Below are 23,620 nucleotides of genomic sequence, written 5' to 3'. Positions count from 1 at the left end.
CAGAGACTCCTTCTTACAGATGGCGGCGTCGGGTCGAGACATGCCGCTCGTACAGCTCTCGTGCCTTGACCGCCGACGGTCGGGTCGCGGTCTCGGCCACAGGAACATCCCACCAGGCCTGCGCCGGAGGCGCGCCCGACACAGTGTCGGACGTTTCGGTCTCCACGTAGACACATGTGGGAGTGTCGGCGGCCCGCGCCTCGGCGAGCGCCGTGCGCAGGTCCCGTACGGTCTTCGCGCGCAGCACCCGCATACCCAGGCTGGCCGCGTTGGCGGCGAGGTCGACGGGGAGCGGGGCGCCCGTGTACGTCCCCTCGTCCGTCGGGAACCGGTACGCCGTGCCGAACCGCTCTCCCCCCACCGACTCCGACAGACCGCCGATGGACGCGTACCCGTGGTTCTGCACGAGCAGGATCTTGATCGCGATGCCCTCCTGCACGGCGGTCACGATCTCGGTCGGCATCATCAGATAGGTGCCGTCGCCGACCAGTGCCCACACGTTCCGTCCGGGCGCGGCGAGCTTCACGCCGAGCGCGGCCGGGATCTCGTAGCCCATGCAGGAGTAGCCGTACTCCAGGTGATACTGGTCGTGCGACCGCGTCCGCCACAGCTTGTGCAGGTCGCCGGGGAGCGAACCGGCCGCGTTGATGATGATGTCCGACTCGTCCACCAGGGCGTCCAGGGCGCCGATGACCTGCGGCTGGCTCGGCCGTACGTCGGGTTCCCCGGCCTCGAAGCAGGCGTCCACGCGCTGCTCCCAGCGCTCCTTGTCCTCGGTGTACTCGGTGACGTACGGCTCCGCCACCTTGTGCCCGTGCATCACCAGCGCCTCGGTCAGCTCGCCCAGGCCGCTGCGGGCGTCGGCGACCAGGGGCAGGCCGGCCAGTTTGTGGCCGTCGAAGGGGGCGATGTTGAGGTTCAGGAAGCGGACGTCCGGGTTCTCGAAGAGGGTGCCGGAGGCGGTGGTGAAGTCGGTGTAGCGGGTGCCGACGCCGATCACCAGGTCCGCGGTGCGGGCCAGCTCGTCGGCGGTCGCGGTGCCGGTGTGGCCGACCCCGCCGACGTCCTGCGGGTGGTCGTACCGGAGCGAGCCCTTGCCGGCCTGGGTGGAGGCGACCGGGATGCCGGTCGCCGACGCGAACTCCGCGAGGGCCTCCTCCGCCCGGCTGTGGTGGACCCCGCCGCCGGCGACGACCAGCGGCCTGCGCGCCTCGCGGACCACCCGGACCGCCTCGGCCAGCTCGGTCGGGTCCGCGCCCGGCCGCCGTACGGTCCACACGCGCGCCGAGAAGAACTCCTCCGGCCAGTCGTACGCCTCCGCCTGGACGTCCTGCGGCAGGGCGAGCGTCACCGCGCCGGTCTCCACCGGGTCGGTGAGCACCCGCATGGCCTGGAGTGCGCTCGGGATCAGCTGCTCGGGGCGGGTGACGCGGTCGAAGTACCGCGACACCGGGCGCAGGGTGTCGTTGACCGAGACGTCGCCCGCGTACGGCACCTCCAGCTGCTGCAGGACCGGGTCGGCGGGCCGGGTGGCGAAGACGTCGCCGGGCAGGAGCAGGACCGGGAGGTGGTTGACGGTGGCCAGGGCGGCGCCGGTGACGAGGTTGGTCGCGCCGGGGCCGATCGAGGTCGTCACCGCGTGCGTGGACAGGCGGTTCGACTGGCGGGCGTAGCCGACCGCCGCGTGCACCATGGACTGTTCGTTGCGGCCCTGGTGGTACGGCATGACGTCGGCGTACTCGACCAGGGCCTGGCCGAGCCCCGCGACATTGCCGTGGCCGAAGATGCCCCAGGTCGCGCCGATCAGCCGCTGCCGCCCGCCGTCCCGCTCGGTGTACTGGGCGGCGAGGAATCGGACGAGCGCCTGGGCGACGGTCAGCCGGATCGTCATCGGTAGCTCCCTGTGCTTGCTCCGTGGTCGGGGTGGAAGCAGATCCGCCACTCCCGGGTCTCGCCCGGTCCCGCCATGACGTTCAGGTAGTACATGTCATGCCCCGGCTGGGCGATGGACGGGCCGTGCCAGCCGTCCGGAACGAGGACGGCGTCGCCGGAGCGGACCTCGGCGAGGACGTCGGAACCGCCCTCGCGCGAGGGAAAGACACGCTGGTAGCCGAGACCGCCCGGGCCGTCGATCTCGAAGTAGTAGATCTCCTCCAGCTCGGACTCCTCGCCCGGCCGGTACTCGTCGTGCTTGTGCGGCGGGTACGAGGACCAGTTGCCGCCGGGGGTGACCACCTCCACGGCGATCAGCCGGTCGCAGTCGAAGGAGTCCGCGGACGCGAAGTTGCGCACCCGGCGGGCGCAGGTGCCGCTGCCGCGCTCTTCGACGGGGACCTCCGGCGCGGAGCCGTAGCGGGCGGGGAGTCGTCGCTCGCACTTCGCTCCTGCCAGGGCGAAGCGGCCTCCCGCGCCGGAGGCGATCTGGACCCGGGCATCCCGGGGGGCGTACGCGAAGTCGGAGACAGCCGCGAACACATTGTCCCGGCCCAGGAGTTGGAACTCGTCCTTCTCGGCTGCCGCAGTCTCAATTTGTACGGCACATCCGCCTTCCAGCGGAAGCACGATCCACTCACTGTCCCCGGTGGCGAACACATGACTGCCACCGGGCGTCAACTCGGCGACGCGCAGGCTGCTGTGGGTCCAGCCGGCCGTCTCGGGTCCGATGTCCAGGGCGTACCGGGCGTTCGCGGTCGTGCCCCTGGGCAGATGCAGGTCGGTGCTGGTCATTCGGCCCTCACAGCAGTCCTACGGCGATGTCCACGGCGGCGGTCACGTCGCCGTCCGCCGGGTACAGCAGCGAGCGGCCGACCACCAGGCCGCGCACGGTGGGAAGTCGGAGTGCGCCCCGCCACTTCTCGTAGGCGGCGTCCTGCCCCTCGGGCGAGTCGCCGACGTCCCCGCCGAGAAGCACGGCGGGCAGCGTGGAGGTCTCCATGACCCTGGCCATGTCGTCGGGGTTCTCGGTGACGGGCACCTTCAGCCAGGTGTAGGCCGAGGAGCCGCCGAGGCCGGAGGCGATGGCGATGGACCGGGTGACCGCCTCGGCGGACAGGTCGTTCGTCAGCCTGCCCTCGGGGGTGCGGCGGCTGATGAACGGCTCGACGAACACCGGCAGCCGGCGCGCGGCCATGGCGTCGATGGCGCGGGCGGTGGACTCCAGGGTGGTGAGGGAGCCCGGGTCGGCGTAGTCGACGCGCAGCAGCAGCTTGCCCGCGTCGAAGCCGAGGCGCTCGATGTCCTCGGGGCGGTGGCCGGTGAAGCGGTCGTCGAGTTCGAAGCTCGCGCCCTGCAGACCGCCGCGGTTCATCGAGCCCATGACGACCTTGTGGTCCAGGGCGCCGAGGAGGAGCAGGTCGTCGAGGATGTCGGCGGTGGCGAGGACGCCGTCGACGCCGGGCCGGGACAGTGCGAGGCAGAGGCGTTCGAGCAGGTCGGCGCGGTTGGCCATGGCGAGCCTGCGGTCGCCGACGCCGAGGGCGCCGCGGGCCGGGTGGTCGGCGGCGACGATCATCAGCCGGCCGGTCCCGGTCAGCAGGGGTCTGCGGGCCCGGCGGGCCGCGGCCTCGGCGATCGCCTCCGGGTGGTGGGTGCGGACCCGGACGAGTTCGGCGACGTCGACCCGGGGGCGCCGGCCGGCGTCCCCGCCCTCGGTGTGCGTGCCCGCGACCCGGCCGGCCCTCACAGGACCGCTCCGGCGTCCAGCGCGGCGGCCACCTCGTCCGGGGTCGGCATCGCGGAGGAGCACTCCAGGCGGGAGGCGACGATGGCGCCGGCCGCGTTGGCGTGCCGCATGACCGTCTCCAGGTCCCGGCCGGCCAGCAGGCCGTGGCAGAGGGAGCCGCCGAAGGCGTCCCCGGCCCCGAGCCCGTTGAGGACGGTGACGGGCAGCGGCGGGACCTCGGCCGACTCGCCGTCGCGGTGGACGGCGAGGACTCCCTTGGGTCCCTGTTTGACCACGGCCAGCTCGACCCCGGCGTCCAGCAGCGCGCGGGCGGCGGCGTGCGGTTCGCGCACCCCGGTGGCGATCTCCACCTCGTCCAGGTTGCCGACGGCGACGGTGGTGTGGCGCAGGGCCTCGGCATAGAGGGTGCGGGCCTCGCCGGGGTCGCTCCAGAACATCGGGCGCCAGTCGAGGTCGAAGACCGTGGTCCCGGTCCGGGCCCGGTGGGCGAGGGCCGCGAGGGTCGCCGTACGGCTCGGTTCCTCGCTCAGGCCGGTGCCGGTGACCCAGAAGATCCGGGTCCCGCGGATGGCGTCCAGGTCCAGCTCGTGGGCGTCGATCTGCAGGTCGGGGGCCTTGGGCTGCCGGTAGAAGTAGAGCGGGAAGTCGTCCGGCGGGAAGACCTCGCAGAAGGTGACCGGGGTGGGCAGTCCGGGGACGGGGGTGACCCAGCGGTCGTCGACGCCGAAGCCGCGCAGCGCCTCGTGCAGATAGGCGCCGAACGGGTCGTCGCCGGTGCGGGTGATCACGGCGGTGCGCCGGCCGAGCCGGGCCGCGGCGACCGCGACGTTCGCCGCCGAGCCGCCGAGGAACTTGCCGAAGGACGACACCTGGGCGAGCGGGACACCGGTCTGCAGCGGGTAGAGGTCCACTCCGATCCGCCCCATGGTGATCAGGTCGTAGGCCATCGGCTTCCCTTCGTCATGGCTCTCCACGGTTTTCTAGCCCGTCCACCGGACCCTGTCAATGTTTTGTCCAGACATTCGGACCAGGTGGTGGCCGGAGTGTCACAAACACCCCCTTCCTGTCACACATGTCACGCGTACGCGAACCCTCGGTCACACCCGGCCTACAGGCGGCCTCCGCCGGTCACTCTGCGTCGTTCACCGGGAACAGGCTTGGTGATCGCCAGCACAGCGCCCGGTCCCCCCGGCGGCCGTACCAGGCCGCCGCCGCGGCGTGCGCGGGGAGGTACGACCCATGACCGACCGAAGGCTCTGGTCCTACAAGGAGATCGCGGCCCACATCCGGGTGCAGCCGGACACCGTGCGGTCCTACCGCAAGCACGGGCTGCTGCCCCCGCCCGACCATGTCGAGGGCGGCAAGCCCTACTGGTACGCCGACACCGTCCGTGCCTGGGTCGCCTCCCGCCCAGGCAACCGGGGCCGCAGAGAAGGCTGATCACCCGGCGGCGGGGAACGGGGGGCCGCCGGGCCGTCGGCGCCGGGGCTCGATGACCGTGACCCCCGCCGCCGGTGCCGTGTCCATCGCCGCGAGGGCCGCCGGGGCCGCGTCGAGTGTGATCGTCCGGGTCACCAGGAGGTCGGGGCGCAGCACGCCGGTGCGGACCAGGCGGAGCATGCCGGGGTAGGCGTGGGCGGCCATGCCGTGGCTGCCGAGGAGTTCGAGCTCCAGGGCGATCGCACGGGCCAGCGGGACCGGGGTGGTGCCGTCGGCCGAGGGCAGCAGGCCGACCTGGACGTGCCGGCCGCGGCGGCGCAGCCCGTTCACGGACGCCGCGCAGGTGGCGGGCGAGCCGAGCGCGTCGAGGGAGAGGTGGGCGCCGCCGCCGGTCAGCTCGCGGACGGCGGCGGCCGGGTCGGGCACACCGGCCGCGTCCAGGCACTCGGCGGCACCGAACCGCCGGGCCAGTTCCAGGGCCCGGGGGGACACGTCGACCGCGACGACCCGGGCCCCCGAGGCCGCCGCGATCATCACCGCGGACAGGCCGACCCCACCGCAGCCGTGCACCGCGACCCACTCGCCGGCCGCCACCCGGCCCTGCTGCACCACGGCCCGGAAGGCGGTGGCGAAGCGGCAGCCGAGGGCGGCGGCGGTGCCGTACGCCATGTCGTCCGGGAGGGCGACGAGATTGACGTCGGCGTGGTCGAGCGCGACGTACTCGGCGAAGGAGCCCCAGTGGTGGAAGCCGGGCTGGGTCTGGCGTTCGCACACCTGCTGGTCGCCCGCCGCACAGGAGGGACAGCTGCCGCAGGCGCAGACGAACGGCACCGTGACCCGGTCGCCGGGCCGCCACCGGGTCACCCGGCCGCCCACCGCCTCGACCACGCCCGCGAGTTCGTGCCCCGGCACATGCGGCAGCGTGATGTCCGGGTCGTGCCCCATCCAGCCGTGCCAGTCGCTCCGGCACAGGCCGGTCGCCTCGACGCGGACGACCACGCCGTGCGGGGCCGGGGAGGGATCGGGCAGCTCACGTACCTCGGCGGGGTCGCCGTACCGTTCGAAGACCACGGCTCGCATGCATGCTCCTTTCGGTAGACTGGATTTCACGGGGCCGTTGCGCCGGGAACCCACCGCCCTCCCCCGGCGGTTTCGTCAACTCCTCCTGGTGGAAAGCCGTTCGGTGTCACCCGGCCATGAACAGGTAATCGCTTCACCGTTCGAGGTATCACACGTTCCGCTGAAATTGCCGCGACACAGCGGCCATCGCGCGCACTCGGCTCCCCCGCGAACAAGCTGGTGTCTTCTGCGAAGGAGACGTCAGCTTGCGAATTTCTGACATTCAGCGCTGCGAGGTCCGGCCCGGACGGCTCGTCGAGTGGACGTTCAGCAAGGCGACCGTCGCGGCGGCGGCAGCTCTGCCGCCGGATCCGCGGCCGCCGGCGTACATCCAGGAGTCGCACATCAGAACGGCGCGTTCGGTACGCCAGGACGGGCTTTTCGTACCGACCTGGCTGGGCACGGCGTTCGACCTGCCCGGCCGGGCCGACCTCGACGCACTCGAACAGGCCCTGCGGGACTGGACATTGCGTCACGAGACGTTGCGCAGCGGCTTCCGGTGGACCGGTGACGACATGCACCGGTTCACACTCGGCGACAACGACGTGTCACTGCACCGCGAGGTGATCGGCGACTTCGCCGACCCGGAGGCACTGGTCCGCTACATGCAGGATCGATTCGACGTCGCGGCGGACGCACTGGGCTGGCCGAACCTCATCTACACGGCGGTCGTACGCGACGACTCCACCAGCGTGTACATGGCCTTCGACCACACCAACGTCGACGCCTACTCCCTCCAGCGCATCCCGGACGAAGTCCACGAACTCTATCTCGCGGGCGTCACGGGACGGCCCGCCATCGGCACACCCGCGGGAAGTTACGTCGACTTCTGCGAGCAGGAGCGGGCCAACGCGGACGGAATCGACGACACCCACACGATCGTCGCGCGCTGGCGGGAGTTCATCGGCCGGTGCGACGGGAGGCTGCCGACCTTCCCGGTCGACCTCGGTCTGCAGCCCGGTGGCGAACTGCCCACCCAGAAGCTGATGTGCGAGCCGCTCGTGAACGCGGACACCGCCGCCGCGTTCGAGGAGCACTGCCGCCCCTACGGAGGCAGCCTGGTGGGCATCCTGGCCGCGACCAGCCTGATCGTCCACGAACTCGGCGGGCAGCCGGTCTACCGCACGGTCGTGCCCTTCCACACCAGAGTGAAGTCCGCGTGGTCGGACTCCGTGGGCTGGTACGTCGGCGGCGCACCGATCGAGGTCCCCGCGGCACGGGACTTCGACGGCGCGCTCGCCACGGTCCGCGCCGAACTGCGGGCCAACCGGTCGTTGGCACGCATTCCGCTGGCGCGCGTACTGCGGCTGCTCGGCGCGGACTTCCGTCCAACATCACCCGATATGTACTCGATCGTCTCGTATGTTGATGCTCGCCCCACTCCCGGCTCGGCCCGCTGGACCGAGAAGAAGGCCTACGGACTCATCCGGGTTTCCTACGGCGACCAAGTGTGCGCCTGGGTCAACCGGCTGCACGAGGGACTGTGGTTCGCCTGCCGCTACCCGGACACCGACGTCGCCTACAAGAACGTGCGACGGTACGTCGAGGGACTGCGGGAACTGATCAGCTCCATGCCGGCCGACGACCGCCTGCGGGTCGCGGAATTGGCATTCTCCTGACGTAACCACCGACCGGGTGAACCACGTTGACGCCGGCTCCATAAAACGCATGATGTGGATTCCCGCGCCGCGGCCGAACACCGGACGGCAAATCCGGTTTTTGTACGGCCCTTTGACGCCCGTCCGAGGACATTGCGAGTCAATGCCTTCGGAGCTGATGTCCATTGTGGAAAGCCCCTTCTCGTAACTGCTAGTGTCTGAGCCGTCACGGTAGGCAATCAGCCTCGATGTACAAGCAAAGAACCGAGGGTTCCATGCGCAAGCTTCAGCAGGTCGTGATCGCAGCAGTGGCGGCGGCGGGCGGCCTGTCCGCCGTCGGCGCCGGCACCGCCATCGCCGCCCCCGCGGACGGCGGACTCCAGGTGTCCGACCTCTACCGCCCCTACCAGGAGTGCAGCCCGCAGACGGTCGCCGAGAACGACGTCCCGATCGGCGTACTCGGTCTCGCCGGCACCGCGGACACCACCTGCGGTCAGTACAACAACGCCTTCACCGGCTGAGCCCGGAGCGGCCGGGGCCGGGTCACTGCAAAGGAAGACACATCACATGATCAGCGGGAAGAAGATCGCAGCCGTCTCGGGGCTCATCGGTGGCCTCGTGATGACCTGCGCCGGCATCACCCACGCGAACACCGGATCAGGGCCGGGAACCTGCGTCAGCGATCTCCTGGGCGGCTTCAGCTGCACCCAGCGGATCGAGGGCGAGGTCCCCGAGGACGGATTCGTCCCCCACCAGGAGACCTGCAAGCCGGTCCAGCCCGTGACGATCCCGGCGCCCCTGGGCGGCACCGGCGTGACACGGGTCGGCCCCGAGGTGACGTGCAACCCCACGACAGTCGGGGTGCCCCCGGAACCCGATGGCGAGCAGGGAGCACCCGGCCTGCTGCCCTGAACCACCGGGGCCGGGCCGTTCGACCCGACGCGACACTGGAACGCAGATCCTTAAATGTCACGATGTGTGTGTATAAGCTCACATCGAGTAGTCAAGCCGAGCGTGGCGCTCGGGTGAGAAAGGATCTGACATGCGTAAGTTCCAGCGCGTTGCGGTCGTGGCGGCAGCGGTTGCGGGCCTGTCCGCCCTCGGTGCCGGGGTGAGCTTCGCCGGCGGTGAGGACGAGGCCGCTCCGCGTGCCAACGCCGTGGCGACCTCGTCGGCCAACGCTGTGGCCATCGGCGACGGTTTCTACGCCCCGCCGCAGGCCCAGCCGGAGGCCCAGCCGGAGGAGCAGAAGCAGCCGGAGGAGCACAAGGCCGACCAGCCCGAGGAGAAGAAGGCCGACCAGCCCGAGGAGGGTTACGGCCAGGAGCAGCACGGCGAAGACGACTGAGGTCGCGTCGAGGGCTCATTCTCTCGACCCCGTCTCGGACGTATCGCCTTCCATGGAAGCCTGATGCGCATCCCCCGAACTCGACGCCCGGCCCCGCACCTACCCGGTCCCCCGACGGTGCGCCAATGACACCCGCGGCGATGGCAGCCCGGACGCGTGACGAACCATCAGGTCACGCGTCCGGGCTGCGGCCGTCCCGCCGCCGGACGCGACCGAAGGCTCGCCCCGGCACGGCATCCACTCCGACCTCTCGGGCCCGGGCGCACGCCGGTCAACGGCACACGCGCCCGGGCCTCCGTCGTAAAGGAACGAAGCACATGTTCAGTCCCCGGAAGATCGCCACCGCCTCGGCGCTCGTCGGAAGTCTCGCCGCGGTCTGCGTCGGCGCCGGACACGCTTACGCGGACGAGCCCTCGAGCGATTGCAGGACCAACGCTCAGGGTGACACCGTCTGCGTCCGCAAGAACGAGATCCATACCGACAAAGACGGCACACACCTCGTCCGCCAGGAGCAGGACTGCTCGACGGCCGACCGTCCGCGTGTGGTGTTCCAGGAGGAGGAACTGGTGGACGGCGGGTCCGCCGCTTCCGGTCCGGTCGTGGACTGTTCCAACACGGCTCCGCTGCCCAAGGGTTTCAAGAAGCCGCGCTTCGAGTTCTGAACATTCACGGCACAGGCCGGACCAGGACGGTTTCTGGTCCGGCTTTTCAGTTACCGGTTTCCGCTCCCCGCCCGATGCGCTCGGCTGCGGGACGGAAAAGCCCGGTGCCCCGGCCGTCGGCCGGGGCACCGGGCAGAGATGCGGTTCTGCTAGCCGCCGAAGCTGTTGTCACAGCCCATGGTCGAGCCCAGGGACGACTGCTGCGCGCCCGGGTTGCCCTCGCCGTTCGCCAGGTTGCCACCCAGACCGTTGCCGATACCGACCTCGCCGAGGACGTCGAGGTTGCTGTCGTGCGACGTGCAGGTGCTTGACTGTGTGATGTCGAAGCTGTCGCCGCCGCGCTTGCCCCAGCCCTGATCGGCGTGGGCCGTGCCGGCGCCCAGGAGCCCCATGCTGCCGAATGCGGCGATGAGGACGGCGGCCGTGTGGAGTTTACGCATGTCATCTCCGGTGAGGTCTGGTGGAGAAGGCCCGTGACGGGCCGTCATGTCGTCTGTGTGAGGAACGCTGTTGCGGGGCATCCGAAGGAATTCCGGCGGCGGGCCGGGCTCACATGCCCCTTGCTCCGGCAGCCCGCTCGCGCATGTGAATGGTCCCGGCGCCCGGCGTGAAGCCCGGCGCCGGGACCATGTGCCGTCCGGCGTCGCGCGCCGGCGGAGGCCCTAGAGGGCGCTGTTGTTGCAGCCCATCGTGGAGCCGATGTCGGTGGCCTGGGCGCCGGGGTTGCCCTCGCCGTTCAGCGCGTTGCCCAGCACGCCGTTGAGCAGCCCGACCTCGCCCAGCAGGTCGAGGTTCAGGTCGTGCGACTTGCAGTTCGAGCTCTGCGTGATCTTGAACTTGTCGCCGTGTCCGTCCTTGCCGCCCTGGTCGGCGTGGGCCGTGCCGCCGACGAGCCCGAGGGCGCCGATGGCGGTGACCAGAACGGCAACGCTGCGAAGCTTGCGCATGTCTTCTCCGATGAGAGTGTGCGAGTGGATGCGATCTGTTGTGGTAGATCGGCTTTACAGTTATGGAAGATTAATAGCGCTATATCGGGACATTGGTAGCGACGCGCCGTCTTCGTGATGGATCGTCAGGAGAACCCGAAGGCTTCAGAGCACGCGAACGGGCCCGTCGGGTGTCATTCCCGAGGGGCCCGTGCCGGACGTCAGACGCGACCGCCGTTGCCGTTACCGCGCGTTGGCGCTGGCACTGGCCAAGGAGTTCGCCTGGCTGTTGGCCTGGGTGCAGTCCACGCCCCGGGTCTCGGAGGCCGCGAGCAGGGCGACCGGTACGTTCGCGGCCAGCAGGTTCTGCGGGCTGCACTCCTGGTACGGGCGGAACAGGTTCGTCTGGCTCGGCGCACCCTGCTCGGACGAGGAGGCCTGGGGGGCCTGCGGAGAGATCTGAGGGCTGATCTGAGGGTTCAGCTGCGGATTGACCTGCGGGGCGACTTCGGTCCCCCGCTGCGGAGCTGCCTGCTGCGGGGCCGGCGAGCCGTAGGTCTGTGCGCTGGCCTGGGCGTTGGTGGCGGCCGCGGCCTGGGCGTCGGGCTGCGAGACAGGGGCCGGGGCAGGCCCGGTGTAGGCGGGGGTGGCGGCGGAGCTTGGGCCGGCACCGACGCCGGACAGACCGCCGGCCGCTGCGACGACGAGCGCGACCTTGTGAAGCTTGCGCATGAAATCCTCGGCCCTTCGTTGACCTGTGTACGAAACCTGGTGAAATGCCGGAACAGGCGCCGCAGTTGCCGCTGCTCCTGCTGCCGATACGGCTGCGGTGAGCCGTCGTTCTTGCCCCGTGGGGAACGAAGCGGGCGCGGACCCGGATACGGGCGCCTGGCCGTGGTCACCCATTTGACGCAAGGGGGCGCGCGGCCACGGGGACCCGTGACGCGCGGCAAATGGGTGACGGGCCCTGAGGCGCCGTGACCACGGCGAGGCGATTCTCGTTCCGGTGCAGAGAGGGCAGCACCCGAAGACCTGCAGAGGGGCCAGGGAATTCGCTGTCGGCTCCGACGTGAAGTCCGCGTGCCACTCGAGTGATTGCTGCCGACGACGCGGTGCGGATATCGCACCGACTGCACGCGCGACCGCACTGATCTGCTTTCAGGTATCGAAGGGTCGAGGGTTTCATGCGCAAGCTCCACAAGGCCGCGCTCGTCGTAGCAGCGGCCAGCGGTCTGTCCGGCATCGCCGCCGGCGTCAGCCATGCCGACACTGCTGTCGCACCAGGCGGTGCCACACCGGCGTCAGCTCCCGATCAATCCGTTCCCCAGACCGCGGCCCCGGCACCGGCTCCCCAGTCGGCACCCCAGCCCGCCGCCCCGCAGTACGCTCCCCAGCCGGCACCCCAGCCCGCCCCGCAGTACGCTCCCCAGCCGGCACCGCAGTACGCCCCGCAGGCGCCGCAGCAGTCCGGTTACGCCTCCGCCGCGGCCTCGTCGCAAGGCACGGCGCAGGCCACCGCAACGCCGTACCCTCAGCAGCCGGCGCAGGCCGCCCCACCGCAGCCGATGCAGGCCGCCCCGGCTCAGCCGGCTCAGGTCGTGCCGCAGGTCATGCCGCAGGTCATGCCCCAGGTCGCGCCGCAGGTAGGCATGCCCCAGGCGTTCGCCCCGGAGCCCCCGATGCATGTCATGCCGCAGGTGAACCCGCAGATCAACCCGCAGGTGAACCCGCTCGTCAACCCGGCGCTCGGGTCGCCGGGCGTACCGCAGCTGTCTCCCGTGGGCCTCGGCCAGGTCGCGGCACCTCCCCTCGGCCAGCTGGGTCTTCCCCGGCTCGGCTGACGGCCTCCCCGTCGGCGTCCACCGACTCGATCCGTCGCACATCTCATCCGCTCGACCAACGGAGTATCCATGCACAAGTTTCACAAGGCCGTCCTCGTGGGCGCCCTCCTCGGCAGTGTCGGCTCCCTCGGCAGCACCACCGCCTTCGCCCACGGTGAGCGGGGCCACGACCTCGACATCACGCAGGGCATCGAGTGCCGCTCGCACGACATGAACATCGAGGTGATCGGCAGCGTCGGCGCTCTCACCGGCCTGGCAGGCAACCTGCTGAACGGCGAGGGCAACCCGGGTGCGCAGCAGAGCCACCTCGGTTCCGACATGGGATGCAACAACCAGGCGCTCTGACAGCTTGCCGCCCCGCCCTCCGGACCCGCACGGATCATCTCGTCCGGTCCCCCACCGCATGCACATGGGGTGGGCGACTTCGGCGCCCGTGCGGGTCCTTCCCCCTTGTTCCGGTACGTGCCGGCGCCGTCGAGGCCCTTCACCGGATCACACGGCCGAAGCCCCCGCCGTCACCGTACTCATCGGTGACGGCGGGGGCTTCGAGCAGACGCGCCCGCGAACAGCCGGAAACGGCCCGAGGGGGGTCGTGGCGCTGACGACGGCCAGGCCGTGACCACGTCTCCCCAGGCGTAGGCGGGTGGGGCTGTGGCAGTGCCGTGGGGGAACGAACCACTGCCACAGCCGTCCCGTCCCTCTATGTGCCCGTGAACCCTTTCCCTCACTCCTGTAACCACTTGGAATGGTTTCGGCCGGTCGCCGTCCGGCCGGTGGGACGGGGTGCCCCGGGGAGCAGACGCGCGGACGCGCGCGGCCTTGGGTTCACGAGACCGGGGCCGCCCACGGGGAATCGGCACCGGACGAAGCAGGGTTCGACACGGCAGCACCGCCACGGCCCCCGAAGGGGTGGTCCGGCCGCGTACGGATATCAGCGCCCCGCACCGAGGATGCGGGGCGCGGCCGTCCGCCCGAGCCGCCCGGGGCACACCGGGCGGGGCCGTGGCGTGCCGGTCAGCGGGTGCGGGCCGGGCGGGAGCGGCGGTACAGGACCCCACCCGCGACGAGGAGCGCGACACTGCCTGCGGCTGCGGGCACCGTGAGGTCCGCTCCGGTGCGGGCCAGTGAGGACGCGACCGGCCGCGGGGTGTGCGTGACGCGCGGGGCCGGGTGGGACCGGACGTGTGCCACGGGCTTCGGGGACCGGGGCTTCGGGACCGGGGACTCGGGATGCTCGCCGGAACCGTTGACCGAGTGGTTACCGATGACGGGGTTGCCCACCCCGACCACGTTGACACTGTTCCCGGTGACGTTCGCCGGCACGTGGATCGGGAGCTGGACGAGATTGCCCGAGAGCACCCCGGGCGAGTCCGTGGCGCTGCCGTGCGCCGACGACCCGCCGGACGTGATCGAGCCATCGCTCTTGCCGGCGCCGTCGCCCTTCCCGGCGCCCTTGTTCTCGCAGCTGTTGCCGGCGGCCGGGTTGAGCAGCCCCACGACGTCCACCGTGTTGCCACAGACGTTCAGCGGCACGTGCACCGGGACCTGAATGGTGTTGCCGGAGAGCACCCCGGGCGAGCCGGCCGCCGTACCATCGGCCTCGGCCCCGTCGGCCGCGAAGGCGGCGGACACCGGGAGCGTCACGGCCATCGCGCCAGTCACGGCGACCGCGATCACACCGGTTCGGGTAGTCCGTCTCATGGGTTTCCTGCCTTCCTGACATCGTCGCGGGCACTCACCCGCACCCCATAGAACGCAGCGGACCCATCAGGGTTATGGGATGGCGACGCTTACTCACTCTGAGTGATCGGCGGGCAGGGTTCCGGGAGCCCCGGGCGGGCGCCGCCCGAGCCGGAGCGGCCGGGTCCGCTCCGCCGCCCGGCGCCGCCCGCGGGCGACCGGCCCGGCCGTGCGCCACTCGGCCCACCACGGCGCCCCGGAAGAGGTTGCGAGCCTTGGTAAGTACCCCCTAGGGGTATAGTGTGAACAGCGTGGGTTCCCATCGCGGACCCCATCGGCCCCACACGCCTCGACGAGGAGTAACGACATGACCGCCCAGACCGACACCGCGGGCTCCGTCACCACCGTCTACAAGGTCACCGGCATGAGCTGCGGCCACTGCGAGGGCTCCGTCTCCGGCGAGATCTCCGAGATCCCGGGCGTCAGCTCGGTGAAGGCGGTGGCGTCGACCGGCGAGGTGACCGTCGTCTCCGACGCCCCGCTGGACGACGAGGCCGTGCGCGCCGCCGTCGACGAGGCCGGCTTCGAGCTGGCCGGCAAGGCCTGAGAAAGACCCCTCCCTTTCCCGACCGGGCCGTGCCGACCAGCTGATACTGGATCCGTACGGTCCGGTCCGATGTCTGGAGTCCGGACATGACCAGCACCACCACCAAGACAGCGGCCGGGACCACGGCCAAAACGTCCGGCGCCGAACGGGTCGAACTGCTCATCGGCGGAATGACCTGTGCCTCCTGCGCCGCCCGGGTGGAGAAGAAGCTCAACCGGATGGCGGGCGTGAGCGCCACCGTCAACTTCGCCACGGAGAAGGCCCAGGTCACGATCACCGACGGCGTCCGGGTCGCCGACCTGATCGCCACCGTGGAGAAGACGGGCTACACGGCCGGGGAACCCGCGCCGCCGGAGCCCGGACCCGAGGCCGGGACGGAGAGCCCCGGGCGGGACCCCGAACTCGGCGCGCTCCGGCACCGCCTGTTCGTCTCCGCGCTGCTCGCCGCCCCCGTGGTGCTGCTCGCGATGATCCCCGCGCTCCAGTTCGACAACTGGCAGTGGCTCTCGCTCACCCTCGCCGCACCGGTCGTCGTCTGGGGCGGCGCCCCCTTCCACCGGGCCGCCTGGACCAACCTCCGGCACGGCGCCGCCACCATGGACACCCTGGTCTCGGTCGGCACGCTGGCCGCGTTCGGCTGGTCTGTGTGGGCGCTGTTCTTCGGCGACGCGGGCATGGCCGGCATGCGCGACGAGTTCCGCTTCACCGTCTCCGGCATGGACGGCGCCTCCACCATCTATCTGGAGGTCGCCGCCGGGGTCGTCGCGCTGATCCTGCTCGGCCGCTACCTGGAGGCCCGCTCCAAGCGGCGCGCCGGGGCCGCCCTGCGGGCCCTGATGGAGCTGGGCGCGAAGGACGTGGCGGTGCTGCGGGGCGGCCGCGAGGTGCGCGTGCCGGTGTCGTCCCTGACCGTCGGCGACCGGTTCGTCGTACGGCCCGGCGAGAAGATCGCCACCGACGGCACGGTGGTGGAGGGCGTCTCCGCGGTGGATGCGTCCATGCTGACCGGCGAATCGGTGCCGGTCGACGTCGGCCCCGGCGACCGGGTCACCGGCGCCACGGTCAACGCGGGCGGACGGCTGGTCGTGGAGGCCGGGCGGGTCGGCGCGGACACCCAGCTCGCCCGGATGGCGCGGCTGGTGGAGGACGCCCAGAACGGCAAGGCGGAGGTGCAGCGGCTCGCCGACCGGATCTCCGCCGTGTTCGTCCCCGTGGTCATCCTCGTCGCGCTCGGTACATTCGGCGCCTGGCTGGGTGCCACCGGCGACACGGCCGCCGCGTTCACCGCCGCCGTCGCCGTACTGATCATCGCCTGCCCCTGCGCGCTGGGCCTCGCGACGCCGACCGCGCTGATGGTGGGCACCGGGCGGGGCGCCCAGCTCGGCATCCTGATCAAGGGCCCCGAGGTCCTGGAGTCCACGCGCCGCGTCGACACGGTCGTCCTGGACAAGACCGGCACGGTCACCACCGGACGGATGAGCCTGCAGGCGGTGTACGCCGCCGACGGCGAGGACGAGAAGGAACTGCTGCGGCTCGCGGGCGGCCTGGAGCACGCCTCCGAGCACCCCGTGGCCCGCGCGATCGCCACCGGCGCGGAGGAACGGGCCGGCGCCCTGCCGGCGGTCGAACACTTCGAGAACGTGCCCGGGCGCGGCGTGCGCGGACGGGTGGACGGCCGTGAGGTGGCCGTGGGGCGCCTCTACGACACCCTCCCGGAGGAGCTGGCCCGCGCGGCACGGGAGGCCGAGCAGCAGGGCCGTACGGCCGTCGTGGCGGGCTGGGACGGACGGGCCCGCGGAGTGCTCGCCGTCGCCGACGCCGTCAAGGACACCAGCGCCGAGGCGGTCCGCGAGCTGCGCGGCCTGGGGCTCACGCCGGTACTGCTCACCGGGGACAACCGGACGGTCGCCGAGGCGGTGGCGCGGAGCGTCGGCATCGACCCCGGGAATGTGTACGCCGAGGTGCTGCCCGAGGACAAGGTGGACGTCGTACGACGGCTGCAGCGCGAGGGACGGTCCGTGGCCATGGTGGGCGACGGGGTGAACGACGCCGCCGCGCTCGCCACCGCCGACCTGGGCCTCGCCCTGGGCACGGGCACGGACGCGGCGATCGAGGCCGGCGATCTGACGCTGGTGCGCGGGGACCTGCGGGTGGCCGCGGACGCGATCCGGCTGTCCCGCCGGACGCTGGCCACCATCAAGGGAAACCTGGCGTGGGCCTTCGGCTACAACGTCGCCGCGCTGCCGCTGGCCGCCGCCGGACTGCTCAACCCGATGATCGCGGGGGCGGCGATGGCCTTCTCCTCGGTGTTCGTGGTCACCAACAGTCTGCGGCTGCGGGCCTTCCGCTGAACCGGCGGCGCCCGCGGGACCGACACGGATCAATGCGGATCGATGTACCGGTCCCCCTGGAGTCCGGCGCGCGCCTCACATAAGCTCTTCACAAGGCTCGCGCATCATCCTTACGCTTGGGTCCCGATTGCCGTATCGGGGCTCTTGCGTACCTAAGGGACATATGCAAGAGACGCAGATCACAGTGATGCGAACGTAACCATCGAAGGGGTTCGAAGGTCTAAGTTGGCGATGTCAGACCAGCGTCTTGGGGGGCGCTGACTGGCATCTGAGGATGTCTTGGGGGACTTCCTCAGAGATGCGTTGCCGGGGCACGTACACCGGGAAGCTTTGAGCGGCCCTCCCAGCGTGCGTTGTCCCGGCAGATCGCACCGCATCACTGGAGCACGGCGAGTTCTGCTCGTTGTGCTCAGACAGCGATTCAGGCGCTGTCCTCTCCGAGCGCCCGGCCGGATCCCGTGGGGGGAATCCGCACCGGGACATGGGAAGGCGCCCTGGTCGTCGGCCCGTGGGGGGACCGGCGTCTCAGGGCGCCTTCCGCTTGTCGCCGGCTCTCCGGCTGTCGCCGTCTCTCCGGCACCGGCTCAGGGCCCGCCCCGACGGGCAGACCCTGGTACTCGGTGTGTTCAGCGCTCCTCGACCGGAACGAAGTCGCGCTCGACGACGCCCGTGTAGATCTGGCGCGGGCGGCCGATGCGGGAACCCGGCTCCTTGATCATCTCGGTCCACTGGGCGATCCAGCCCGGCAGCCGGCCGAGGGCGAACAGGACCGTGAACATCTCGGTCGGGAAGCCCATGGCCCGGTAGATCAGACCGGTGTAGAAGTCGACGTTCGGGTAGAGGCTGCGCGAGACGAAGTAGTCGTCGGAGAGCGCGTGCTCCTCCAGCTTCAGCGCGATGTCCAGCAGCTCGTCGGACTTGCCGAGGGCGGAGAGGACGTCGTGCGCGGCAGCCTTGATGATCTTGGCGCGCGGGTCGAAGTTCTTGTAGACCCGGTGGCCGAAGCCCATCAGGCGGACGCCGTCCTCCTTGTTCTTCACCTTGCGGATGAAGGAGTCGACGTCCCCACCGGACTCCTGGATGCCCTCCAGCATCTCCAGCACCGACTGGTTGGCACCGCCGTGCAGCGGGCCCCACAGGGCGCTGATGCCGGCCGAGATCGAGGCGAACATGTTCGCCTGCGAGGAGCCGACCAGGCGGACCGTGGAGGTCGAACAGTTCTGCTCATGGTCGGCGTGCAGGATCAGCAGCTTGTCGAGCGCGGAGACGACGACCGGGTCCAGCTCGTACTCGTCCGCCGGGACCGAGAAGGTCATGCGCAGGAAGTTCTCGACGTAGCCGAGGTCGTTGCGCGGGTAGACGAACGGGTGGCCGATCGACTTCTTGTACGCGTACGCCGCGATCGTCGGGAGCTTGGCGAGCAGCCGGATCGTGGAGAGGCTGCGCTGCTTCTCGTCGAACGGGTTGTGGCTGTCCTGGTAGAAGGTGGACAGCGCCGAGACGACCGAGGACAGCATGGCCATCGGGTGGGCGTCGCGCGGGAAGCCCTTGTAGAAGTTCTTGACGTCCTCGTGCAGCAGCGTGTGCCGCGTGATGTCGTTCTTGAACGTCGAGAGCTCGTCGACGGTGGGCAGCTCGCCGTTGATCAGCAGGTACGCCACCTCAAGGAAGGTGGAGCGCTCGGCCAGCTGCTCGATGGGGTAGCCGCGGTAGCGGAGGATGCCCGCCTCGCCGTCGAGGTAGGTGATCGCGGATTTATAGGCGGCCGTGTTGCCGTACCCGCTGTCCAGGGTCACCAGACCGGTCTGGGAGCGGAGCTTCCCGATGTCGAAGCCCTTGTCGCCGACGGTGCTGTCGACCACCGGGTAGGTGTACTCGCCGTCGCCGTACCGCAGTACTACAGAGTTGTCGCTCACGTCTTCCCTCACCGACGTAGTGCCTCATCTTCGAGGTGCCCTGACTGTCTCTACCATCCCCCATTTGGCTCAGGAGAGTGCACTCGGGGTCGACCATTGGGCCTATTGGCGGCACTCAGTGCCGTCAACCTGCTCATCCTGCCCCCTCCGAGGGGCATCCGGAAGTGCTCTGTGACCTTTACGACTCGTTTGATCGATCATTTTTGCCGAGCCTGAAGTCGAGGGCCGTACAACGCCGTCCCGCCGACACCGTGCGCACCGCCTGCCCGATCGCCTTGCGTGAACCGACGAGGACGACCAGCCGTCTGGCCCGGGTGACCGCCGTGTACAGCAGGTTCCGCTGGAGCATCATCCACGCCCCGGTCGTGACCGGAATCACCACGGCGGGATACTCGCTCCCCTGAGAGCGGTGGATGGTCACCGCGTACGCGTGGGCCAGCTCGTCGAGCTCGTCGAACTCGTACGGAACCTCCTCGTCTTCGTCCGTCAGCACGGTCAGACGCTGGTCGACCGGATCGAGCGAGGTGACGACGCCCACGGTGCCGTTGAAGACGCCGTTCTTCCCTTTCTCGTAATTGTTGCGAATCTGGGTGACCTTGTCGCCGACGCGGAAGACCCGGCCGCCGAACCGCTTCTCCGGCAGATCGGGCCGCCCGGGCGTCACGGCCTGCTGGAGCAGCCCGTTCAGCACGCCCGCGCCGGCCGGCCCCCGGTGCATCGGCGCGAGCACCTGGACGTCCCGGCGCGGGTCCAGCCCGAACTTGGCCGGAATCCGCCGCGCGGCGACGTCGACCGTGAGCCGGCCGGCTGCCTCCGTGTCCTCCTCGACGAAGAGGAAGAAGTCCTTCAGCCCGTCGGTGAGCGGATGCCGCCCCGCGTTGATCCGGTGCGCGTTGGTGACGACACCGGACTGCTGGGCCTGCCGGAAGACCTGGGTGAGCCGGACGGCCGGGACGGGACTGCCGTCGGCCAGGAGATCCCGGAGGACCTCCCCGGCGCCGACACTGGGCAGCTGGTCGACGTCACCGACGAACAGCAGGTGAGCCCCCGGCGGTACGGCCTTCACCAGCTTGTTGGCGAGCAGCAGGTCCAGCATCGACGCCTCGTCCACGACCACCAGGTCCGCGTCGAGCGGCCGGTCCCGGTCGTAGGCGGCATCCCCGCCCGGCTTCAGCTCCAGCAGCCGGTGCACCGTGGACGCCTCGGCTCCGGTCAGCTCGGACAGCCGCTTGGCCGCGCGCCCCGTCGGCGCCGCCAGCAGCACCTTGGCCCGCCTGGCCCGGGCCAGCTCCACGATCGAGCGCACCGTGAACGACTTGCCGCAGCCCGGCCCGCCGGTCAGCACGGCCACCTTCTCGGTCAGCGCGAGCCTGACGGCCGCCTCCTGCTCCGGCGCCAGGTCGGCTCCCGTACGCGCCTTCAGCCAGCCGAGGGCCTTGCCCCAGTCCACGTCCCGGAAGCCCGGCATCCGGTCCTGGTCCGTCCGCAACAGCCGCAGCAGCTGTCCGGACAGGGACAGTTCGGCACGGTGGAACGGCACCAGATAGACGGCGCTGACGGGCTCCGAATCCCCCTCGGGACCAGGCACCTTCTCCCGTACGACCCCCGGATCCGCCCCCTCCTCCGCAGGCTCGGACAGCTCCGCGAGACACTCGATGACCAGCCCGGTGTCGACCTGGAGCAGCTTCACGGCATCGGCGATCAGCCGCTCCTCCGGCAGGAAACAGTGGCCCTGGTCCGCGGACTGGGACAGCGCGTACTGCAGGCCGGCCTTCACCCGCGCCGGGCTGTCGTGCGGGATGCCGACCGACTGGGCGATCTTGTCGGCGGTGAGGAAGCCGATGCCCCAGACGTCGGCGGCGAGCCGGTACGGCTGCTCCTTCACGACCGAGATCGACTCGTCGCCGTACTTCTTGTAGATCCGCACGGCGATCGACGTCGACACCTCGACGGTCTGCAGGAAGAGCATGACCTCCTTGATCGCCTTCTGCTCCTCCCAGGCCTCCGCGATCTTCCCGGTCCGCTTCGGCCCGAGCCCCGGCACCTCGATCAGCCGCTTCGGCTCCTCCTCGATGATCCGGAGCGTGTCCAGACCGAAGTGCTGGGTGATGCGGTCGGCGAAGACCGGCCCGATGCCCTTGACCAGACCGGAGCCGAGGTAACGGCGGATGCCCTGGACCGTGGCCGGCAGGAGGGTCGTGTAGTTCTCGACGAGGAACTGCTTGCCGTACTGCGGATGCGAACCCCAGCGGCCCTCCATCCGCAGGGACTCCCCCACCTGGGCACCGAGCAACGCGCCCACCACCGTGAGCAGCTCCCCGGCACCCCGGCCGGTGTCGACACGGGCGACCGTGTATCCGTTCTCCTCGTTGGCATACGTGATCCGCTCCAGCACCCCTTCGAGCGTGGCTGGGTGGCGGTGGGGTGGGGTGGGGGGAGGGGAGGGGGAGGGGGTTGGGGACGGGGAAGGGTTCGGGGGGCGTGTGGGGGTGGGGGTGCGGCCGGTGGGGGGTCTGGGGGTGGGGCCCGGGCTCGCGGAGGTGGGGGGTGTGGGGCGCGTGGGGCTGGGGGCAGGGGGGCGCGTGGAGCTCGTGGGGGTGGGGCCCGTGCTCATGGGGCCCGTGGAGCTCGTGGAGTTGGAGTTCCCCGCCTGTCGATCCATGGTGCGACGGTACCGGGAGGGTGTGACAGGGGTGGCGGTGCGACGGGGTGCGGGTATGACCGGGCCGGGCTGGGGTGTGACGGGGATGGGGGGTGGAGCGGGGCCGGCCGTGGCGTCATCGTGTGTGCGGTTCGGGGTCCGTGCGTTGGCGGGGCCGGGCTGGGTCCGGCTTCGGTGGGTACGGCTGAGGCCGGCTTCGGCGAGGTCCGGCGTTGCCAAGTGCTGCCCGCTGTACGAATGTGACGGAGTTGATCGGCACGGAGTGAGCAGGTGGCCGTCGGGCCGCTCGCTTCTCGGCCAGTGTCGTGCTGGAGCGGGCCGCAAAGGCAGTGGCCCAGGCCGGTACCGGGCCCTTGAGTGGGCCGAGGGCGTGCTGTCGGCGGGGGTGCGCGGACGCCTCTCGCAGGGACGCCGGGTGGGTTCAGCGGGTCACGGGTAGTGGGGGGTGCGCGGACGCCTCTCGCAGGGACGCCGGGTGAGTTCGGCGGGTCACAGGTAGTGGGGGGGGCGCGCGGACGCGCCTCGCAGGGACGCCGGGTGGGTTCAGCGGGTCACGGGTAGTGGGGGGTGCGCGGACGCCTCTCGCATGGGCGCCGGGGGCGTTGGCGGCGTTCGGTGTCGGGGATACTTGTGGCCGGTCGGCCCCCAGCGCGTTCGCGTTCGTACGTCTGCCGGTCGGCCCCACACGACGCCTGATCCCTGGGTCGGAGAAGCGGCTGTTCGCGGCCCTGACTGAGTGCCTGGGAGCACTCGAACCGCCGCTCACCCTCAATTGGCAGATCTGTGCCGCGTCACGGGCTTGGGCTCGCTTTCCCACCTGCTGATTCGTCTGCGCTCAGTGGCACGGATCCACCAATTACCCCTGCTGCGCAGGGCGCCCTGGCGGGGGCCCGGGGAAAATGCCTGTCGCGGTGGCTCGGGGCGGCGGAGACTCGACTCATGGATGGCATGGGGGAGTTCCGGGAGGCGGTCGGTGCGTGGGCGGCCGGTGGGGACGGCGGGGCCGCACGCGCGCTGGCCGCGCGGTTGCCCGTGCGGGTGGCCGTCCTGTTGGAGGGGCCGAGCGACGCGGCGGCCGTCGACGCGCTGGCCGCGCGCCGCGGCCGTGACCTGGCGGCCGAGGGGGTCTGCGTCCTGCCGATGGGCGGGGCGATGAGCGTCGGGCGTTTCGCCGGGCTCCTCGGGCCGGTCGGTCTGGGGCTGCGCCTCACGGGGCTGTGCGACGAGGCCGAGCGCCGGTATTACGCCCGCGGCTGGGAGCGGGCCGGCGCGGCGCAGGAGGGGTTCTTCGTGTGCGCGGCTGATCTGGAGGACGAGCTGATTCGGGCGCTGGGCGTGGCGCGCGTGGAGGAGCTGGTCCGGGCGGAGGGCGACCTGCGCGCCCTGCGGACCTTTCTGCGCCAGCCCGCGCAGCAGGGGCGCACCTCGGAGCAGCAGCTGCGGCGCTTCCTCGGCACGAAGAAGGGGCGCAAGATTCATTACGGGCGTGTCCTCGTCGACGCCCTCGACGCCGACCGCGTACCCGATCCCCTCGCCCACCTCCTCGCCGGCCTCTAACGGTCTGCCCCGCGATTGATCGCGGGGCAGACCCCGCCGGTACGGCGCCTCATCGTGGGCCCTGATCAGCGTGTCCCGGGCGGTATGCCCCTCGGGCCGCAGTGCGAGGGCGACCGTGGCGCCAGCCTCCTTGGTGCCGCCGTAGTCCGAGCCGTCAGGCATGCGTGGCCTCCGCCGTCTGGCACTGCGTAATGAGGTCATGCGAGACACCAGGGCAGCGAGCTGACCCGA

The 23,620-nt window shown here is 70.9% G+C and carries 22 protein-coding genes; 11 read left to right on the top strand and 11 right to left on the bottom strand.

Translation table 11 applies throughout. The features are described from left to right. Positions 1-13: 13 nt before the first annotated feature. The 4 genes from iolD to iolC all read right to left on the bottom strand — a co-directional run bounded on the left by iolD (position 14) and on the right by iolC (position 4,629). Positions 14-1,891 (bottom strand): 3D-(3,5/4)-trihydroxycyclohexane-1,2-dione acylhydrolase (decyclizing), encoded by a 1,878-nt coding sequence (gene iolD / locus FHS34_RS01500; RefSeq protein ID WP_184958793.1) that lies wholly within the window; start codon positions 1,889-1,891, stop codon positions 14-16. Continuing rightward, the gene (gene iolB / locus FHS34_RS01495; RefSeq protein WP_184958791.1) at positions 1,888-2,727 is read right to left on the bottom strand and encodes a 5-deoxy-glucuronate isomerase; all 840 of its coding nucleotides are present in this window, start codon (positions 2,725-2,727) and stop codon (positions 1,888-1,890) included. Before iolB ends, iolD begins: the two co-directional genes overlap by 4 nt. Before the next feature lie 7 nt (positions 2,728-2,734). After that, entirely contained in the window at positions 2,735-3,571 is an 837-nt protein-coding gene (locus FHS34_RS01490) for a Cgl0159 family (beta/alpha)8-fold protein (RefSeq protein WP_184961272.1), read from the bottom strand. 107 nt (positions 3,572-3,678) lie between these two features. Continuing rightward, a complete protein-coding gene (iolC, locus tag FHS34_RS01485; RefSeq protein WP_184958790.1) occupies positions 3,679-4,629 on the bottom strand; it encodes a 5-dehydro-2-deoxygluconokinase in 951 nt (316 codons plus the stop codon). A gap of 292 nt (positions 4,630-4,921) precedes the next feature. On the opposite strand from iolC, the gene FHS34_RS01480 reads away from it, so the two are divergent. Further along, entirely contained in the window at positions 4,922-5,122 is a 201-nt protein-coding gene (locus FHS34_RS01480; protein ID WP_184958788.1) for a helix-turn-helix transcriptional regulator, read from the top strand. On the opposite strand, the gene FHS34_RS01475 is transcribed toward FHS34_RS01480, so the two are convergent. Continuing rightward, on the bottom strand, positions 5,123-6,202 hold the full coding sequence (locus FHS34_RS01475; RefSeq protein WP_184958786.1) for a zinc-dependent alcohol dehydrogenase family protein: 1,080 nt from the start codon (positions 6,200-6,202) through the stop codon (positions 5,123-5,125). Positions 6,203-6,447: 245 nt separating this feature from the next. On the opposite strand from FHS34_RS01475, the gene FHS34_RS01470 reads away from it, so the two are divergent. The 5 genes from FHS34_RS01470 to FHS34_RS01450 all read left to right on the top strand — a co-directional run bounded on the left by FHS34_RS01470 (position 6,448) and on the right by FHS34_RS01450 (position 9,849). Then, complete coding sequence (locus FHS34_RS01470; RefSeq protein ID WP_184958784.1) at positions 6,448-7,860, top strand: condensation domain-containing protein; 1,413 nt, start codon at positions 6,448-6,450, stop codon at positions 7,858-7,860. A gap of 254 nt (positions 7,861-8,114) precedes the next feature. Next, positions 8,115-8,360: a hypothetical protein gene (locus tag FHS34_RS01465; protein WP_184958782.1), complete on the top strand. Its 246-nt coding sequence runs from the start codon at positions 8,115-8,117 to the stop codon at positions 8,358-8,360. Between the two features lie 46 nt (positions 8,361-8,406). Then, the gene (locus FHS34_RS01460) at positions 8,407-8,751 is read left to right on the top strand and encodes a hypothetical protein (protein WP_184958780.1); all 345 of its coding nucleotides are present in this window, start codon (positions 8,407-8,409) and stop codon (positions 8,749-8,751) included. 130 nt (positions 8,752-8,881) lie between these two features. After that, positions 8,882-9,187: a hypothetical protein gene (locus tag FHS34_RS01455; protein WP_184958779.1), complete on the top strand. Its 306-nt coding sequence runs from the start codon at positions 8,882-8,884 to the stop codon at positions 9,185-9,187. Positions 9,188-9,504: 317 nt separating this feature from the next. Then, positions 9,505-9,849, top strand: coding sequence for a hypothetical protein (locus FHS34_RS01450; RefSeq protein ID WP_221508403.1), 345 nt, complete (start codon positions 9,505-9,507; stop codon positions 9,847-9,849). Positions 9,850-9,998: 149 nt separating this feature from the next. Here FHS34_RS01450 and FHS34_RS01445 read toward each other — a convergent pair whose 3' ends face one another. The 3 genes from FHS34_RS01445 to FHS34_RS01435 all read right to left on the bottom strand — a co-directional run bounded on the left by FHS34_RS01445 (position 9,999) and on the right by FHS34_RS01435 (position 11,507). Further along, on the bottom strand, positions 9,999-10,289 hold the full coding sequence (locus tag FHS34_RS01445; RefSeq protein ID WP_184958777.1) for a hypothetical protein: 291 nt from the start codon (positions 10,287-10,289) through the stop codon (positions 9,999-10,001). Between the two features lie 222 nt (positions 10,290-10,511). Continuing rightward, the gene (locus tag FHS34_RS01440; RefSeq protein ID WP_184958775.1) at positions 10,512-10,796 is read right to left on the bottom strand and encodes a hypothetical protein; all 285 of its coding nucleotides are present in this window, start codon (positions 10,794-10,796) and stop codon (positions 10,512-10,514) included. A 222-nt stretch (positions 10,797-11,018) separates the two neighbouring features. Beyond that, complete coding sequence (locus tag FHS34_RS01435; protein ID WP_184958773.1) at positions 11,019-11,507, bottom strand: hypothetical protein; 489 nt, start codon at positions 11,505-11,507, stop codon at positions 11,019-11,021. 452 nt (positions 11,508-11,959) lie between these two features. On the opposite strand from FHS34_RS01435, the gene FHS34_RS01430 reads away from it, so the two are divergent. Together FHS34_RS01430 and FHS34_RS01425 are read left to right on the top strand one after the other, a co-directional pair. Further along, positions 11,960-12,616, top strand: coding sequence for a hypothetical protein (locus tag FHS34_RS01430; protein WP_184958771.1), 657 nt, complete (start codon positions 11,960-11,962; stop codon positions 12,614-12,616). Positions 12,617-12,685: 69 nt separating this feature from the next. Continuing rightward, entirely contained in the window at positions 12,686-12,961 is a 276-nt protein-coding gene (locus tag FHS34_RS01425) for a hypothetical protein (RefSeq protein WP_184958769.1), read from the top strand. Positions 12,962-13,630: 669 nt separating this feature from the next. Here the strand turns inward: FHS34_RS01425 and FHS34_RS01420 are convergent. Beyond that, positions 13,631-14,266, bottom strand: a complete 636-nt coding sequence (locus tag FHS34_RS01420) for a chaplin (protein ID WP_245002066.1) — start codon at positions 14,264-14,266, stop codon at positions 13,631-13,633. A gap of 397 nt (positions 14,267-14,663) precedes the next feature. Here FHS34_RS01420 and FHS34_RS01415 point away from each other — a divergent pair, with 397 nt between their 5' ends. After that, entirely contained in the window at positions 14,664-14,903 is a 240-nt protein-coding gene (locus tag FHS34_RS01415; protein WP_184958765.1) for a heavy-metal-associated domain-containing protein, read from the top strand. 86 nt (positions 14,904-14,989) lie between these two features. Next, entirely contained in the window at positions 14,990-17,254 is a 2,265-nt protein-coding gene (locus FHS34_RS01410; protein WP_184958763.1) for a heavy metal translocating P-type ATPase, read from the top strand. Positions 17,255-17,880: 626 nt separating this feature from the next. Here the strand turns inward: FHS34_RS01410 and FHS34_RS01405 are convergent. Both FHS34_RS01405 and recD2 read right to left on the bottom strand, forming a co-directional pair. After that, positions 17,881-19,170 (bottom strand): citrate synthase, encoded by a 1,290-nt coding sequence (locus tag FHS34_RS01405; protein ID WP_184958761.1) that lies wholly within the window; start codon positions 19,168-19,170, stop codon positions 17,881-17,883. A 178-nt stretch (positions 19,171-19,348) separates the two neighbouring features. Continuing rightward, positions 19,349-21,565 (bottom strand): SF1B family DNA helicase RecD2, encoded by a 2,217-nt coding sequence (gene recD2 / locus FHS34_RS01400; protein ID WP_184958755.1) that lies wholly within the window; start codon positions 21,563-21,565, stop codon positions 19,349-19,351. Between the two features lie 1,206 nt (positions 21,566-22,771). Between recD2 and FHS34_RS01395 the strand changes: the two genes are divergently transcribed. Beyond that, positions 22,772-23,389 (top strand): TOPRIM nucleotidyl transferase/hydrolase domain-containing protein, encoded by a 618-nt coding sequence (locus FHS34_RS01395; protein WP_184958753.1) that lies wholly within the window; start codon positions 22,772-22,774, stop codon positions 23,387-23,389. Positions 23,390-23,620 lie beyond the last annotated feature (231 nt).

It is taken from the genome of Streptomyces echinatus (assembly GCF_014203595.1).
In the GTDB taxonomy this organism is placed as follows: domain Bacteria; phylum Actinomycetota; class Actinomycetes; order Streptomycetales; family Streptomycetaceae; genus Streptomyces; species Streptomyces echinatus.
This window is presented reverse-complemented; position numbering and strand designations above follow the sequence as displayed.